A 15,985-nucleotide genomic window follows, 5' to 3' on the forward strand; every position below is an offset into this window, starting at 1 on the left:
GACAAGTTCAAAAACACTTTGGGTCTGTTCGCTCTCAGTGGCAAACGTCAACCCAGGCACAGCCAGGCTGAAGGACGCCGACGACCGCTGATCCAGGCCTGAGATTCACAATCATTCTCCGCGCGCACGAGCCAATTGTGCACTTGTGGCCACGCCGAGTGTTTTAGCAGGCCGGACTGTCTACAAGGGACGCTCATCGGCTTCGCAGAGCACAAGCTCAGATGGCGAGGACTGCGTCCCTTGGATCCACGAGGATACGACCGCCGCCTTCTGTACGCACCTGCAGATGAAGAGGGTGGGTTGGTAAAACTGTCGCCACACCGTGCAGACGGCCCAACGCGGCCGTTGCCCGATTTGAGCTGCTCAACAAGCTTGAATCGGTCAATCTGCGGGACAGGCGACTACAGTTTCCTCTCCTGTCGCGCCTTCTAAAAGGGAAGCCGGCGGGTTTCCTGCCACGCAAATTTAGCCAAGAAAGCTATCCCTTCCCCGCAATCGACGAAGCGGACCAAGGCGTTTCCTCCCCAATTGCCGGCCTAGGGACGGTTGCGTTCTTTTTTCTGCAAGCGCTATTTTCAGTTTAAACGCCGGCGGAGTGCGCTCTCGGCTGCGCGAGCAATCTCCACTGGGAATGATGTCGGCTCAATCCAGCGATCAAGCCGTCGAAGGAAGATACCTTCTGCTACTTGATGCCGCATGGCATTCACAGGCCGAAATCCATCGGACAGCACCCTTTAAACGCGGAATTTCAACCTTAAAGGCAGCTCTATTGCACGATTTAACTTTAAGAGGTCCATTACGATTAAAATCACTATTTCGTTACGCTGACTCACTCAAAAACCGCAAGGCAACAGACGGACCGCACTATGACCGACCACGTGCCTCCCGTCCTCGACGCGCTTGACAGCTCTGGATGCCCTCCTTCCAACCAAGAGTACGGCAAACCGCCGATGTTTCATCGGCGCGCTATCGCACGTCCTAAGGCGCGGTCCTTCGTCAAGAATTCGATTCTAGCGAGAATTTCTCTGCAAGACCTTGCTGCTCTGGGGGAGTTCCTTGAGCCAATCGTCCTAAAAGAACGTGTGGTTCTCCAAGAGCCGAGACGGAACCTTGAGCACGTCTATTTCATAGAATCGGGTCTCGTTTCACTAAGGATTATTGCCCCGGGAAGTATCATTGAGACGGCAGTGGTGGGATATCGTGGCGCAGTTGGGGGCTCGCTCATAGCGGGAGGCAACGTTACGACAGAACAAGCTGTTGTGCTGTTTCCCGGAAGCGCACTGAGAATTCATGTTGATGATTTACGTCGAGTGGTGAGTAAGCGCCCAAACGTTCTTGAAAATCTATTGAGGTATTCTCAAACGCTCAACACCCATTGCGCCCAGACGGGATTATGTGGCGTTCGACACGAACTCGAAAGGCGGCTGGCGTGTTGGCTCTGTCTGGTGTGTGACACGCTCGACAGCAATGTCCTTTCAGTTACACACGACTACATTTCAGCCGTTCTTGGGTTGCAACGTGCGGGGATAACGAGGGCACTCAATCGATTTGAGGAGCAAGGGTTGATTCGCAAGATGCGCGGGATCTTGCAAGTGGACAATCGCGAACGCCTCGAGGCAAAGGCTTGCTGCTGTTACGGCATTATCGCGAGCGCATATGCGTCACTTGACCACGCATCGACCGGCGAACGGCTGGCGGAAGCGCCGGCCTGCCAGGTCACGTGAGCGAATTCGGATCTGCCGGTTCTATCCTGTCTCTCCCCTTGCTCCGTTGCGTGACCGATGTGTCACGCAGATCGCGCCGCATGGAGTCTATAAAGATACCTAGCCGGTGGCAGCCCCAAGCAGGTTTACTTCGGCGGCAGGCCCTCAAGCAGCGTGAGCGGCGCTCTGAGGCCGCCGATTGCAACGCCGCAGTTCGTGAATGCGCTTGGCGGGATGATCCGGCAGGCTGGGCAGGACGTAGGCAAGCCAAGCTTGGGGATCAATGTCGCTGAGCTTCGCGCTGGCAATAAGGGTATAGATCGCAGCCGCACGCTGGCCGCTTTTATCGGAGCCAGCGAAGATCCAACTCTACTTCTCACGGATACGGCCTGCAGCTCGCGTCCGATAGCTTCGTTCGACATGCACTAGGCGCCCGTCGTGAAGGAAGCGGTGAATGCAATCCAGTGCGGCTGAGGCAGCAATTGACCGCATTGCTCGTATCGTTGTTTTCTGGAGAGCTTGGCGCGCTCGCTTGCGTAACCCCGCCTCCAGCTCGGCGATCAGGGCGGCGGCTAGGCACCTGCGGACGCGTTCCTCAGGTGCAAGCCCGTTGATCTTGCGATTGATACCGAACAGAACATCGATGCGCTTGAGCGCCTCGGTCGCGACCAGCGCCTTGACTGAGCCGTGCGAGATCAAAGAACGTGCGCCTGCGGCGCACCCACCCTGCAGCGTCGATGATCGGACCTCCGCTGCGATTGGCCTCGTAGAGCTTGCTGAAGCTGGTCGTAGGCGTCGATCTGCATGAGCCCTACATAGCTCCCCAGATGCCGCTCCAGATGCGCACCAGCTCAGGCGGGCCGACAAACGGGCGGTCGTGGCGCACATAGGGCCAGAGCTGGCCGGTGAGGCCTTCCTTGGGTAGTACCGGCACCGTGGTATCATCGGCGTGGATGCGCTTGGGAGCGAAGACATGGCTCCGGATCGCGTCGACGAGCGCCATCATGGTTACCGGCGCAGCGCCCGCCCAATCCGCGAGCGCCGGCACATCCAAACGGGCGGTCGTGGCGCACATAGGGCCAGAGCTGGCCGGTGAGGCCTTCCTTGGGTAGTACCGGCACCGTGGTATCATCGGCGTGGATGCGCTTGGGAGCGAAGACATGGCTCCGGATCGCGTCGACGAGCGCCATCATGGTTACCGGCGCAGCGCCCGCCCAATCCGCGAGCGCCGGCACATCGAGATCTATGCCTTCGCGCTGGTGGCCAGAGCTTTGACGATTGAGCGGCAGGTGCAGGCCGCACTTGGCAAACAGGGCATGGGTAAGGAGCCTAGGCCAGGCACGTCCACGCGCGATCGGGTGCGAGAGGGCGGGCGATCGGGTGATCGCTTCGCGGGCCCGGCAGACGAACTTCTCGCGCAAGTGCTGGATCACTTTCCACTGGCGCGGCGCAGAGCTTGCGCATTCGGTCGTCGCGCGGCATGGGCGGGTCCCCGGCACCGGATGCATAATGCGTTCCCGTGCCAAATGCTCCGGCAACGGCCGCGCCATCTTGCAGCGCTCGAATGATGCCACCGTAGTCTTATCAGCTGCCGCCATCTGCGCCGCAGTTTAAGCTTGCGCGGCATTCACCTTGAGATCGCCGAGCTGCAGCTCGAGCGGGTCCAATAGCGGACCACGCTCCGAGGACCGTCTGAACTGCTCGTGCCGCAGTTTCTTGATCGTGAGTGCGAACTTCTCAATCATCAATATCCGCGCCTCCCACTCCGCTCTCGCGGTGAACCAGCCCGCTCGGCAGGCAGCATCGCCTTCAGCTTGGTTACATCATCGGAAAGCGAATCACCGACGCCTCATCGCTGTTGAGAGAATCACAATAGGTCGTCGCTCTTCGAGCCGCCGCGAGCCGGCTGCGGTCGCGAGGTGTTGTCGCGGCATGCGCCAGTCAATGCCCTCAAACAGGTAACCAAGTCGGTATGATCGTCGCAATGCCGTCAGCCGGTGCAGGCCAGGGAAAGCGGCCGCGACGCTGGATAGAACGACATGCCAAGCCGATCGTGAAGGATATTGATCGGCTTGCTGCTTTGCCACCGAATAGAGGCCGCCGCCATGCGCGTCGCGTTTGAAGGCTTTCTGCACCAAACCAATGGTGCCAGCGGATTCATGGCGCGGTGCATGTCGGTGTGACCGGTCGCAATCCACGCCCGAGCGGCAGGCGGAATGGGGATCGTCTCTGCCATCCATCAGCCAGCGCCGCGACGGCAGTCTTCGGCGTTGCCGCGTCGACCTCGCACGTGATCCCTATCCGAACTTCGACAGAAAGCTCGATCTCGATCGCCCCGCCGCTGCTGGCCGGCACGACCGGACCAGGCGTTGCGCCGCAGTCCGGGGCCACCCTCGCTGATAGGAAACCCATTTTGTTGCGCGAGAGTATCCTTCGGCTCCGGATGGAACGACCGTCGCCATCGCAGCAGCAATGGCGCGAAACATCATATGCTGCGCGTCGCCGCGATCTAACGTGTCGTCTGTTAGCTCTCAAGGCGATCTTGAGATTCTCGTCCTCGGAGCAGCGTCGCCGCCGACCCGTCTCTGCCACTTCGGACCGCTCGACTTGGGCACTGCGTTCATCACCCCCCCCATAAGGAGTGTTCTCAACAACGCCTCACTCGACAAGGCGGCCGTCACCGGATGCGCAACTATACGGGAAGAGGTGTGAGAACGTTCCAGAGTCGAGGTCGCTTGGATAATTGTGTGATGTACGAAACGTTCATTCATTACACCGTGTGGAACGCGCGCTTATAGCGTCGTATTGTGTAAAACGCACCGTAGTGACTCTTATAGAGCACAGCTTAAGCATCGGGTGAGTCCTCGGTGCATTTGGTACCAAGTTTGCGCCCCACCCTTCAGAACAATCTGTCAACCTAGCGATGTGAGGAGCGGAATCGTCCGCACCGCAACGCTCATTGGCTCAGTCTCTTCATTTGGCGTTCAATAACGCTGAGTTGGTCGAGGATGATTTGGGGGGCGCAAGTGATCGGTCTCATTTGGCTTGTTTGAGCCGGTCACTGTTGAGGCGAACAACTTGGAGGTTTTAGCAAGATGATCAAGAGACTTATTCTCGCGGCGGCGGCGGGTCTGGTCACCGTCGGCGGAGCGCAGGCTGCCGACCTTCCCGTCAAGGCCAAGGCGGTCGAATACGTGAAGATTTGCTCCCTGTATGGTGCCGGCTTCTACTACATCCCGGGCACCGATACCTGCATCAAGCTGGGTGGTTATCTGCGTACTTCGCTCGCACTGGGCACGAACGGGGTCTATGGCACCGCGGATAGCGGCGTGGCCGGTGCGCAAAACCGCATCAGGAACTACTACACTGCTCAATCTCGCGCAGATCTCAATATCGACACGCGCACAGCGACGGAGTATGGCGTACTTCGCACCTTTTTCGAGGGGGTGCAGACTTGGACCACTGGCGGCTATACCGGCGCGGGCACGACGGCCATCAATGGCTCGACGGCCTATACAACGTCGATCGCTTCTCAGATTTCCGCGGGATCGATCGGCGTTTACTACGCGTTCTTCCAGTTCGCTGGATTTACAATTGGTAAGGCGCAATCGCAGTTCGCCTCACCGTGGACCAATTATCCGGGCAACAGCTTCGATGGTCTGCCAGGCGGTGGCGGCTGGGAGCCAGTGAACCAATTCACCTATACCGCTGACTTCGGTCAGGGCATCTCGGCCTCCTTCTCGGCTCAGGATCAGGTCGCCAACCTCACGAGTAACATCTGGAACGTGAGTGGCGCGACCGCAGCGGGTCTCGCAACTGGAGCATATGGCGCCAACGACATTGGTGGTTCGCGAGCTCCTGATCTTGTTGCGATGCTTCGGGTTGACCAGGCTTGGGGATTGTTCCAGGCGTCGGTCGCGTCGCACGAAAATCATGCCGCCTACTATGGTGCGGACGAGACGAGCGGTCATCCGAGTGACAAATGGGGTTGGGCAGGTCAGTTGGCGATGTCGGTCAAGAACATCCCGACTGGTGCTGGCGATACCATCAACATGTCAGGTGTATATACAAGCGGTGCAAGCCGCTACAACTTCCAGGAATATATGTCGAGCACCGTCGCGATGTATGGAGGTACTGGCCTGCCCGGTGCTTACCAGAGCGTCGGCCTTGCCGGCCTGTCCGACTCGGTGTTCGTTACTGGCTCGGGCCAACAGCTGACGACGACGTACGGCTTTCAGGGTGCCTACACTCATAACTGGAGTCCTCAGTGGAACAGCGCCATCTACGGCGGGTGGGGTGCTGTGCGCTATAACAATACGGCAAAGGGCTACGTCTGCGGCGCGATGGTTACGACGCTCGCCCTCTCAAGCGGTCTTGCTGGCTGTAACCCCGATTACAACTATAGTGCCGTCGGTGTGGTCACTCGCTGGACTCCAGTCAAGAACCTGACCTTCACCGCCGATCTCACCTACGTGATGCTGGACCAGAAGTACGCGAGCGGAAGCACCGTTACCTTGCCGCTGCAGTCGAGTATTGCCAAGCCGGGTTTTGCGTATGAACTGAAGGACCAGAACGCGCTCACGCTGCTTCTTCGCGCTCAGCGCAACTGGTAAGTATCGGTCAAACTAGCGAAGGAGAACATTGAACGGCTCTTTGGATTTAACCTAAAACCTCCAAGAAGGCCTCCGGCATGCCCGCCGGGGGCCTTTTAGAATTCAGAAGCCAAATTTTGAATATGGGTGGGCCCTTTGCCGTTGGCGCCGATTTTCTCCAATCTTTCGGGCGAGCTTCAAGAATTTCTAGTCAGGCGCGTTAGTCGGCGCACTCACATTGCGCGCACAACCGCCGACCTTCCCACCTAATTGACATGCAGCAGCGGTTGGAGTCTCGGGGGGTCTGTAGCGAGACCGAACTTTGGCCCCCCCCAGAACTGGGCCTTTGCGCTAAGGGGCGCCGGTGAACCCCATATCGCCGCTAGTTAGCAACGCAGGTTACAGCCGAGAAAGGCCCGCACAGCGGCGCCCCGTGCGGGCCCCTCCTAGAATCGGTTAATCTGGTTACCTCCGCCAGCCTAGACCGATCCAAGCTCGTTCCGATGTGAGGCCAGCAAAGCTGGAAGTCGCCGGACGATGCATTAGGTCTGCTCCTTCCATGCTCGGAATCGCCAGGAATGCGGCGTGCGCCTCGAGGCGCTTGGTCTTTTCAGCGTTCGGACGGCGCGCTGGCCGAGCGGCCGAGTTCCAATGGCGTGACCGCGACGTTCTTGAATGTCGTCACTAGAATACTCCTTCGAGCTAACGCCAGGGCCGGTCAATTCGGCGGCGTGATACGCGATGCAAATGGCTTGCCGAAGGGAATGTGATGCTTGATGGGCGAGTCTCACAAGGCGCATAAGGTATTGCAGCGGCTTGCAGCCCTCTGTCAGGAACCCTACACGCGTACCCACGGTCGTCGTCGCGACGATGAGAAGCGTACGCGTTGTCGACATACGAGGAGAATTAGTACGGTCGCCTCTTGTCTGAGAGGATTGAGGACTTTCAGACCCTAATCCTCACACGGGAGGGTATTCCGATGGCTCCGGTCGGCCGTCTCCGCTGTAGCATGATCAAGGACATGACTTTCGCAACTTGCCATCCATGATGGCGGCGCTTGTAGCTTACCGCGGTGTTGAAGTTCAACCGATAGTTTGGCCATCGCCGACTGTCTGCTTGGAGGATGCGCGCGCTCCAGTAGGGCGCCCGCGGATTGTCTAATGCCGACCACCTGGAGCTTGTAAAACTGCGGTACATCCATCCGCGGGAATGCCTTGCGCACCAGTCAACTACTAACCTTGGCAATTGATGGTTCGGCGCACACATGGCAATCGTGGGGGCATGGCGCTGCGCATGTCATGCGTCGAGGAAATCGGAATGCAATTGATGTCTGTGCGCGCGAACGAGCCTGATGGACATGTCGACTGGTCGTCTGCAACGACAAGGGGTACTCCAAGCGCTATCTCTTCTTTCTCACGGAAAGCCATGATGGACGTTTGGTCGCGGCCGCCGGGCAGGTGCGCGACGCCCTGCTTCCCGATGACTGCGATCCCTCAAAGGAGAAGTCTTCTCGCGAGCGGGATGCTATGGAGGAGAAAAGGCCGAAGACGTTTGGTGCAAGAGGCGGGGCGTTCCCGGTCGTCTCAGAATGCCAGGCTTCCAGGTCCGACCAACTTGGGCTGTTGGCGTCGAGCGTCTCGCTCGGCGGAGGGGGCCGATCGAGGACCGGAGATCTCTCGCGCCCTTGCGACGCTGCAGTTTAAGTCAGTTAGAGCTGGCTTGCGCGATGAGCGTGGCTGATTGCGCCATGATCCCTCCAGCTGATAAACCGTCTACCGCGATGCGGGTCGTGTTGCCCTTCGTGTTCCGGCACTGGCTGAAGCAGCCGGGGCATACCCTTGTCGTGGCCGGCGGACTGCTCGGTGCGACCCTCGCCGACCTATTCATGCCGGTGTTCTCGGGGCATCTGATCGATGGGCTGACGCGCGGCGCGTCCGATCCCGACGCGCGTCATGCGGCGCTGCTCGCATTCGGCGCCATCGTTGCGCTGGGCGCAGCGTCGATGGTGCTGCGACTGATCGGCCTGCAGGCGATCGTGCCGTTCACGCTGAAGACCATGTCGGATGTCGCGCAGGACGCCTTCATGCGCGTGCAGCGCTTCTCGACCGATTGGCACGCCAATTCTTTTGCGGGCTCCACGGTGCGCAAGATCACCCGCGGCATGTGGGCGCTCGACCTGTTGAACCATACCATCCTGACGGCGCTGGCGCCTTCACTGCTGGTGCTGATCGGATCGACAATCCTGCTCGGCGTGTATTGGGCCTCGCTCGGCCTCGTGGTCGCGCTCGGTGCGCTCGCCTATGTCACGATGACGGTCCTGTTCTCGACGCGCTATATCGCGCCGGCCGCGCGTGTCTCCAATGCCTGGGACACCAAGGTCGGCGGCACGCTGGCGGATGCGCTGACATGCAATGCGGTGGTGAAATCGTTCGGCGCCGAGACGCGTGAGGATGCGCGGCTCGCCCGTGTCATCAACCGCTGGCGCGTGCGGGTGGGGCGGACCTGGTTCCGCTACAACTACACCGCCATGGCGCAGCTCTCGCTGCTGCTGTGCCTGCGAGGGTCCGTGATCGGCGGCTCGGTGCTGCTGTGGATGGCGGGGAAGGCCTCGCCCGGCGACGTCACCTATGTGCTGACCAGCTACTACGTCATCCACGCCTATTTGCGTGACGTTGGCTTCCACATCAACAACCTCCAGCGCTCGGTCAACGACATGGACGAGCTGGTCGCCATCCACGACGAGCCGATCGGCATCGCCGATGCTGCTGGCGCGCGACCGATCGCGATCGAGGGCGGCGAGATCGTGTTCGACGACGTCACGTTCCACTATGGCGGCCATATCGCGCCGCTCTACGACGGGCTGTCGGTGACGATCCGCGCCGGCGAGCGGGTCGGTCTCGTCGGCCGCTCCGGCGCTGGCAAGACGACCTTCGCTAAGTTGGTGCAGCGGCTCTACGACGTCTCCGATGGTCGCGTTCTGATCGACGGCCAGGACATCGCGCTGGCCACGCAGCAATCGCTGCGCAGCCAGATCGCGATCGTGCAGCAGGATCCGATCCTGTTCCACCGCTCGCTTACCGAGAACATCGCCTATGGCCGGCCGGGAGCCAGCCGGGAGGCGATCGAGCAGGCGGCTCGGTTCGCAAACGCGCACGACTTCATCCTGCGGCTGCCGAGGGGCTACGGCACGCTGGTTGGCGAGCGCGGCGTCAAGCTCTCGGGCGGCGAACGACAGCGTGTGGCGCTGGCGCGCGCCTTCCTGGCGGACGCACCGGTGCTGATCCTGGACGAGGCGACCTCGAGCCTGGATTCGGAATCGGAGGCGCTGATCCAGCAGGCGATGGAGCGGCTGATGAAGGGGCGCACCTCGATCGTGATCGCACACCGCCTGTCGACGGTGCGCAGCCTCGATCGCATCCTGGTGTTTGATCGTGGCGGTATCGTCGAGCAGGGCACACATGTTGCACTGACCAAGCGGCCCGGCGGCATCTATCGCGGGCTGTTCGAGAGGCAGGTCACCGACTTCGGCCATATTTCGGCGGCAGGCTAGCCGCCGACATCATTGCATTTGAGATCTCGGTCGTTTGAGACGAAGTCGCTGGTTTGCTCAGCGGAACCTCAAACGCCGCGATGCTGTTGGGATTGTCTGTTCAAATTGAGCTTCGCGCAGCTCGCGCATCTCGCCAGAGGGACAGCTTTCGCGCTGGTTGTGAGCGTTAGTCCATCTGGCTGAGTTGCTGGGGATGTCCAGATCGGCGGTTTGATGATGAAAGCTCGTCGCCGGGATGGAAACCTGCGGGGTTGGCGAAACTGCTGTCGATGGATCTTCGCGAACGGGTGCTTTTCTATATTTGGAGCGGTGTTTCAGGTCGGGAGGTGACGGAGCGTTTTGGCGTCAGCGCGGCGCGTGTAAGTCATCGGCGAAGGCGCGAGCGGGAGCAAGGCGAAGTCCAGCCGCCAGAGCTCGGGGCGGTGATCGCTAGTCTTGCCAGATTGATGACACAGCCGAATTTCAAGGCAGCCCACTTGCATCAGGCAACCCATCACGCCCGCCCTTCCCGGTGGTTGCCTTCCACAAACGTCATCCGCATTGGATTAGTAGGGTGAGCGGTCGAGATATGCGTCGAATGCGGCAGCGACAGTGCGGAGCAAGAAGCGGTGTTCCTGCCTTACGCGGATCATGCCGCTTTCGATGTCCACGACCCCGTCCTCGGCAAGCATCGGCAAGCGTTCAGCCGAATCGAGCAGGGGAACCGGATCAAAATCAAAGGCCGCACAGATTGCCGGAACATCAGCCTCCAGGTCGCACATCAGCCGCTCGATGATCGCGGCCCGGACGCGGTCTTCGTTGCAGAGAGGATAGCCCTTTGACGTCGCCAGACGGCCAGCGCGGATGTGCCGCGTGTAGGAACCCGTTGCAACCTCGTTCAGGACATAGCCGTGGCCGACACGGCCGATGGCCGAGGCACCGAGGCCGATAACGGTTTGACACGTATCAGCCGAGTACCCCAACGAGTTACGTCGCAAGCGACCGGTCTTCTGCGCCAGCGCGAGTTCGTCGTCCGGCAAGGCGAAATGGTCCAGCCCGATTTGGCAGTACCCGGCAGCAACCAGCGTGTCGCCCACCGCCGCAGCCTGTTCGGCACGGGCAACCGTGTCCGGCAGCAGGGCCTCATCGATCAGACGCTGATTTTTCTTATAGGAGGGAACATGCGCGTAACCGGACACAGCAAGGCGGTCGGGGCGCATCGCCACCACCGTCTCCGCGGTCCGGACGCAGGACTGCACTGTCTGATTTGGCAGACCATAGATGAGGTCGAAGTTGATGCGGGTTATTCCATTCCCGCGAAGATTTTCGACGGCACCCGCCGTCTCCGCTTCACTCTGGATCCGGTTGATGGCCTTTTGAACGACGGGATCGAAGCTCTGCACACCCAGGCTTGCGCGGTTGACGCCGGCGGCTCCGAGAGTTTCGGCCATTTCGACCGTGAAGGTGCGTGGGTCGATCTCGACGGCGACCGCAGCCCCTTCCCTGAAGCTGAAGTGGCGGCGCAGGACGTCCATCAGGGCCGGGAACTCGGATGGCGGGATGAGGGTCGGGGTTCCACCGCCGAAATGCACATCGCTCACGGGCAGCGCAGGCGGCGCTTGCGCCGCGACCAGACGGGTTTCCTCATGCAGGACCGCCAGATAGTCGAGGATCGGCGCATCCCGGCCAGTGCTGGTCCTCGGAAAGCCGCAATACCAGCAGATCGACCGGCAAAATGGAACGTGGATATAGAGCGACACGGCGTCGTCGGTCGGCAGGCGCCTCAGCCATTCCTCACAATCCTTGGGGCCGACCGCCGCGGAGAACTCCGGCACTGTTGGATAGATGGTGTACCAAGGCGGGCGGGCATCGTAATGCCTTTTGAGGATTGAGGTCTGCAACGTTACTGTCCCATGCTGGCTCGGCCCGCCCGCTGCGGGGCGGGTTTGTCGACACTGTCCAAAAGGCAAAGTGACGCGCTCCAGGCGGCTGTTGCGGCGGCCCGTCACGCGTGTCCCGACATCTCCGGTTGAACGACCAGGCCAAACCGCTGCGCCGCACCTCGAAGGACCGCACTTAGCGTCGCATTGGCAATTGCCCGGCCGCGGTCGTCGATACCGGTCCATTGCGCCAGTACGCCGCGCGGGTCGATCTCGAGCAGCTTGACGCCGGAAGGAACCTCGGTCCCGTCACGGATGATGCCGCGCAAGACGCCATCGCGCGGCGCCATGACGGGCGCGCCGGAAAGATGGCCGAGCACGAGATCCTTGTCGACATGCGTTCCAATTGCGACTGACGTTCGCCAGGTGCCATCAAGGCTAGAATAAACGAAACGTTCGGCGCCGAGATCACCGAGCCGGCTCGCACTTCCGTCAGCCGCATCCGTCCAGCCGTCTCGCTGGACCAGGCCGATCCTGCCGGGCCGGGTTTCGATCGCGACATCGCAATTCGAGCTCTTGGAGAAGCCTGGGCCCAGACCTATGGTCAGTCCCGCGAGCCGCCGCAGGTCGGGCCTGATTTGGCGCTTCTGCAGACGCGCGTCGATCAGCACATCAATGCGCCGGATCGGAAGGAGGTCGACAAGACCGAGACGGGAGACGATGACCCGTCTTCGTCGGCTAGCGTCCCCGCGGATCGCCCTGAGCACCTGCATGGCGTCGTCGAGGCGTTCACCCACAATATCTTCGACCTGTGCCGTCCCGGCGAACAGCGCGTCATGGAACGCCATCCTGCGCCGGATCACAGGCGGATCGGGATCGTGCGACAGCACCACGCAAGTTCCGCCGCGCGCTAGCTGGACGGCGATCGCAGACGCAATCTCATTGGTGCCGAGGATAATCGCGAACAGTCGATCCTGACGATCAGTTTCTAAAGACATTCAGACCTCAAATCGAAGTGTCCTCGCTTCTGCAAACGCTGCGGACAAAGCAGTTGCGCTGGATGATTGCGTCGAACACCTGAGCAAGAGCCGCGCCAATTGACAGATGCCTTGGCTCTCTTGCCGCGAACGATTGCAGGACCGTTCAGCATGAGTTCTGTCCCAAAGCAACGAACGGCTTGTTGCAGAGTCGCGAACCCTTGTTGGAAACCCACATCGCGCAGAAAGCCGGAAGCATCCACGTCGGTTCTGGGTCCGAAAGCGTTCAGTGCGCTAGCCCCGTGAGTTTCATCTCGCGATCGTTGACGAGGACGACAGCCGCGCGCCATTGGTTGTCTTGTAGGGTGCCGGGGACTCTGTTCGTTGCACCGGAAGGGTGGGATCGCCGTCAATGTGAATTCCAATGCAAGAAGTTCCTGGCCGCACCGGCAACTGTCCGATCGAGCCGCCGCGGATCGGCTCCGCGCGTCGCGCGGCCGCCGCGTTGATCGCGTCGCAACGCGAGCGACTCGCGCTCATCACTCCGATGGAAATGGACCGCGACATCTGCTGAGGCGCGACCTGTCGAGGAGGCCGCTTCGACGAGATCCAAAGTCAGCGTTCAGACCGGGCGATTCTGGTTGCGGTTTTTCACGGGCCCCATCCGCCTCAGCCCGTCTTCGTAAGGGATCTCCTCATAGGAGGCGTCGAGAGCCGTGGCTGCGTCGAGCAGGTAGTCCAGCTTGCCGCCTGCATCGAATTTCTTGAAGTCGTTCTTATCGAGCCCGGCCAGGTCCATCATCTCTTTCCAGACCGTCGATTCATCGCACGGGAGGATGTGGAAGGTGATGTCGCCGACCTTGGTCCGGTATTTCGCCAACAGATCTATATTGTTGCAAAACATGAAGTAGCGCCCGTCGGGTCTCAGCGCGCCGTCCAGAACGCTGCTGACATCGGTCAGATAGGCCAATGAATGCAGATAACCGGCCAGCACCGGGATTGTGCTTTCGCCCTCCTGCGCGACCGTCAAGACCTGCTCGATTGAATAATCCGGCGGGCGCTTCTCGTCCGCAAGCTGGGCCTGGAACTTCAACGCGATATCGCCACGAAAACCGAATCGGCCCGGCCCGGTCGTATTCCCCTTGAGAACGGCATTGAGAAGTCGCCCCTCCTTGTCCAGCCGGCCGAGCGCGGTGTTCTCGATTGCAGTCATGAAAATCGTCCTCGATCTAAGCTCATCGCCGGCCCACGACCGGCGCAGCACGGAAATGCAAATTGCTTGCCGACCCATGCACCGCATTTCATCTGTGTAAACGCCTGAAGAAACTCGCAAGCGCGCTTAAATCCCGAAATCGCCGCGTCGGGAAGCCGACACGAGTCGCAAAGCCAACAGGCGAGAGTTGAAAAACGGAAGCCTTATCAGGCGCGCGTGCGCTGGCATGCGAATTGCCAACTTGCAGTCAGCCGAGCCACGCAGGTGAAAGAGTGAGCATGATCAAATTGACAGATAACGCACTGAATGCGGTCAGGGGGGTGATTTCAACATCGGGAGCAAGCGGCTTGCGCATTACGGTTGAGTCCGGCGGCTGTGCCGGGTTCAAATACATCATGGGCTTGGCCAATGAGACGACGTCGGACGATAAGGTGATCGAGCGCGACGGGGTCAAGTTGTTCGTCGACAACGACAGCCACAAATATCTCGCCGGCACCACTATCGATTTCGTGCTGGCGCAGGAGGGCTCCGGATTCACCTTCGACAACCCGAACTCCAACGCGGGCTGCTCGTGCGGTAAATCCTTCAGCTGATGAACGAGGTCGCAAGCATGCTGGCCGAATCCAAGCAACTGAAGCAAACGACGGCCGCCGAGATGGACCGGGAGCAAGTGATTTGCGCCTTGCTCGAGGAGGTCCGCCCCAATCTGAAGCGCGACGGTGGTGACTGCCAGCTGGTTGCGATCGACGGGACCAAGATCATGGTCAAGCTGACGGGGGCCTGCGTGCTCTGCAAGCTGTCAGCTTCGACGCTGGAGGGCATTCAGGCGCGGCTGATCGAAAAGCTCGGCGAATTCGTTCGCCTGATCCCGGTTGCCGGCGCGCCTACGGCGCCATATTGAGCAGGGTTTCAGTGGCTATTTATCTCGACAACAATGCGACGACCCGAACGGATCCGTCGGTCGTGCAGGCCATGTTGCCGTTTTTCGCCGAGCGGTTCGGCAATGCCTCCTCAGCCCATGCCTTTGGTAGGCAGGTCGCGGGCGCCATGCGGCAGGCACGCCGCAGCGTGCAGGCGCTAGTAGGGGCTGCCCATGATGACGAGATCGTCTTTACTTCTGGCGGGACGGAATCCAACAATGCCGCCATTCTCTCAGCGCTGGCGACGCAGGAGGGCCGGGACGAAATCGTCACCACCTCGGTTGAGCATCAGGCGATCCTGGCGCTGGTCGAACAGGTCGCCCAAAGCGGGGCCAAGGTTCATCTGATCGCGGTGGATTCGCGCGGCCGGCTCGACCTTGAGGCTTTTCGGTCGGCGCTTGGACCACGTACGGCGATTGCATCGGTGATGTGGGCCAACAACGAGACCGGCACCATCTTCCCGGTGGAACGTCTGGCCGGATGGGCGCGCGCCTCCGGCGCGCTGTTTCATACCGATGCCGTGCAGGCGGTCGGCAGGGTACCCATCGACCTGAAGGCCAGCGTTATCGACATGCTGTCGCTGTCCGGACACAAGCTGCATGGACCCAAGGGGATCGGCGCGCTTTACTTACGCAAAGGCACGACATTCAGGCCGCTGATCCGGGGCGGAGGACAAGAACGCCGGCGCCGCGGCGGAACCGAGAACATCCCCGGCATCGTCGGTCTCGGAAAAGCGGCTGAGCTTGCTGCAGAGCGGCTCGACCGAGCGCGCGTGCGTGTTGCTGTGCTGCGCGATCGTCTGGAGCAGTCGATCTTGCAGAACGGCCAGTGCACGGTTCTCGGCGACCACTGTAACCGGCTGCCGAACACAACCAATATCGCCTTCGAGGGTCTTGAAGGCGAAGCGATCGTCCATCACCTCAATCGCGCCGGCATTGCCGCGTCGCTCGGGTCGGCTTGTAGCTCAGGCGCGATGGAGCCATCGCATGTGCTGCGCGCCATGCATGTGCCGGCGAGCAGCCTGCCCGGCGCGGTGCGCTTTTCGCTGTCCCATGAAACCACCGCTGAAGAAATCGACCAGGTCGTGCGTGCGCTGTCCGACATCCTGGTCCGTCTGCGTGGCATGTCCCGAGAGCTCGCCCCGCTAGCAATCCGTAATTCCTGGAGTTGA

General features: G+C 60.6%; 14 protein-coding genes. 6 read left to right on the forward strand and 8 right to left on the reverse strand.

The features are described from left to right. The first annotated feature begins 866 nt into the window (after nt 1–866). A complete protein-coding gene (locus RAD04_RS05530) occupies nt 867–1,724 on the forward strand; it encodes a Crp/Fnr family transcriptional regulator (protein WP_461622940.1) in 858 nt (285 codons plus the stop codon). A 144-nt stretch (nt 1,725–1,868) separates the two neighbouring features. Here RAD04_RS05530 and RAD04_RS05535 read toward each other — a convergent pair whose 3' ends face one another. From RAD04_RS05535 to RAD04_RS05555, 5 genes are all read right to left on the reverse strand, one after another. Next, nucleotides 1,869–2,066, reverse strand: a complete 198-nt coding sequence (locus tag RAD04_RS05535; RefSeq protein ID WP_461623174.1) for a transposase domain-containing protein — start codon at nt 2,064–2,066, stop codon at nt 1,869–1,871. Nucleotides 2,067–2,514: 448 nt separating this feature from the next. Further along, a complete protein-coding gene (locus RAD04_RS05540; protein ID WP_461622941.1) occupies nt 2,515–2,709 on the reverse strand; it encodes an IS66 family transposase in 195 nt (64 codons plus the stop codon). Next, a complete protein-coding gene (locus RAD04_RS05545; protein WP_461622942.1) occupies nt 2,645–3,277 on the reverse strand; it encodes an IS66 family transposase in 633 nt (210 codons plus the stop codon). Before RAD04_RS05545 ends, RAD04_RS05540 begins: the two co-directional genes overlap by 65 nt. A 36-nt stretch (nt 3,278–3,313) precedes the next feature. Further along, on the reverse strand, nt 3,314–3,448 hold the full coding sequence (locus RAD04_RS05550; RefSeq protein WP_461622943.1) for a hypothetical protein: 135 nt from the start codon (nt 3,446–3,448) through the stop codon (nt 3,314–3,316). Between the two features lie 245 nt (nt 3,449–3,693). Continuing rightward, nucleotides 3,694–3,939 carry a hypothetical protein gene (locus RAD04_RS05555; RefSeq protein ID WP_461622944.1) on the reverse strand — a complete coding sequence of 82 codons (246 nt, stop codon included), beginning with the start codon at nt 3,937–3,939 and terminating at the stop codon, nt 3,694–3,696. Nucleotides 3,940–4,798: 859 nt separating this feature from the next. Between RAD04_RS05555 and RAD04_RS05560 the strand changes: the two genes are divergently transcribed. Beyond that, nucleotides 4,799–6,316, forward strand: coding sequence for a porin (locus RAD04_RS05560; protein ID WP_461622945.1), 1,518 nt, complete (start codon nt 4,799–4,801; stop codon nt 6,314–6,316). Between the two features lie 1,726 nt (nt 6,317–8,042). Next, nucleotides 8,043–9,845, forward strand: a complete 1,803-nt coding sequence (locus RAD04_RS05565; RefSeq protein ID WP_461622946.1) for an ABC transporter ATP-binding protein — start codon at nt 8,043–8,045, stop codon at nt 9,843–9,845. A 545-nt stretch (nt 9,846–10,390) separates the two neighbouring features. Here the strand turns inward: RAD04_RS05565 and hemN are convergent. From hemN to RAD04_RS05580, 3 genes are all read right to left on the reverse strand, one after another. Beyond that, on the reverse strand, nt 10,391–11,725 hold the full coding sequence (gene hemN, locus RAD04_RS05570; protein ID WP_461622947.1) for an oxygen-independent coproporphyrinogen III oxidase: 1,335 nt from the start codon (nt 11,723–11,725) through the stop codon (nt 10,391–10,393). Between the two features lie 104 nt (nt 11,726–11,829). After that, nucleotides 11,830–12,702 carry a xanthine dehydrogenase gene (locus RAD04_RS05575; RefSeq protein ID WP_461622948.1) on the reverse strand — a complete coding sequence of 291 codons (873 nt, stop codon included), beginning with the start codon at nt 12,700–12,702 and terminating at the stop codon, nt 11,830–11,832. A 601-nt stretch (nt 12,703–13,303) separates the two neighbouring features. After that, nucleotides 13,304–13,894, reverse strand: coding sequence for a hypothetical protein (locus RAD04_RS05580; protein ID WP_461622949.1), 591 nt, complete (start codon nt 13,892–13,894; stop codon nt 13,304–13,306). 278 nt (nt 13,895–14,172) lie between these two features. Here RAD04_RS05580 and RAD04_RS05585 point away from each other — a divergent pair, with 278 nt between their 5' ends. From RAD04_RS05585 to nifS, 3 genes are read left to right on the forward strand one after another with little or no spacing between them, the layout of a single operon-like run. Next, nucleotides 14,173–14,487, forward strand: coding sequence for a HesB/IscA family protein (locus tag RAD04_RS05585; protein ID WP_461622950.1), 315 nt, complete (start codon nt 14,173–14,175; stop codon nt 14,485–14,487). 17 nt (nt 14,488–14,504) lie between these two features. Then, nucleotides 14,505–14,795 carry a NifU family protein gene (locus tag RAD04_RS05590; protein ID WP_461622951.1) on the forward strand — a complete coding sequence of 97 codons (291 nt, stop codon included), beginning with the start codon at nt 14,505–14,507 and terminating at the stop codon, nt 14,793–14,795. After that, nucleotides 14,792–15,985, forward strand: coding sequence for a cysteine desulfurase NifS (gene nifS, locus RAD04_RS05595; RefSeq protein WP_461622952.1), 1,194 nt, complete (start codon nt 14,792–14,794; stop codon nt 15,983–15,985). Before RAD04_RS05590 ends, nifS begins: the two co-directional genes overlap by 4 nt.

It is taken from the genome of Bradyrhizobium sp. 25ACV, assembly GCF_054863005.1.

What these genes read in the sequence shown, in the direction of transcription:
- RAD04_RS05530 (WP_461622940.1), top strand. Translation starts at nt 867, where the DNA reads ATGACCGACCACGTGCCTCCCGTCCTCGACGCGCTTGACAGCTCTGGA.
- RAD04_RS05540 (WP_461622941.1), bottom strand. Translation starts at nt 2,709, where the DNA reads ATGATGGCGCTCGTCGACGCGATCCGGAGCCATGTCTTCGCTCCCAAG.
- RAD04_RS05550 (WP_461622943.1), bottom strand. Translation starts at nt 3,448, where the DNA reads ATGATTGAGAAGTTCGCACTCACGATCAAGAAACTGCGGCACGAGCAG.
- RAD04_RS05555 (WP_461622944.1), bottom strand. Translation starts at nt 3,939, where the DNA reads ATGGCAGAGACGATCCCCATTCCGCCTGCCGCTCGGGCGTGGATTGCG.
- RAD04_RS05560 (WP_461622945.1), top strand. Translation starts at nt 4,799, where the DNA reads ATGATCAAGAGACTTATTCTCGCGGCGGCGGCGGGTCTGGTCACCGTC.
- RAD04_RS05565 (WP_461622946.1), top strand. Translation starts at nt 8,043, where the DNA reads ATGATCCCTCCAGCTGATAAACCGTCTACCGCGATGCGGGTCGTGTTG.
- RAD04_RS05575 (WP_461622948.1), bottom strand. Translation starts at nt 12,702, where the DNA reads ATGTCTTTAGAAACTGATCGTCAGGATCGACTGTTCGCGATTATCCTC.
- RAD04_RS05580 (WP_461622949.1), bottom strand. Translation starts at nt 13,894, where the DNA reads ATGACTGCAATCGAGAACACCGCGCTCGGCCGGCTGGACAAGGAGGGG.
- RAD04_RS05585 (WP_461622950.1), top strand. Translation starts at nt 14,173, where the DNA reads ATGATCAAATTGACAGATAACGCACTGAATGCGGTCAGGGGGGTGATT.
- RAD04_RS05590 (WP_461622951.1), top strand. Translation starts at nt 14,505, where the DNA reads ATGCTGGCCGAATCCAAGCAACTGAAGCAAACGACGGCCGCCGAGATG.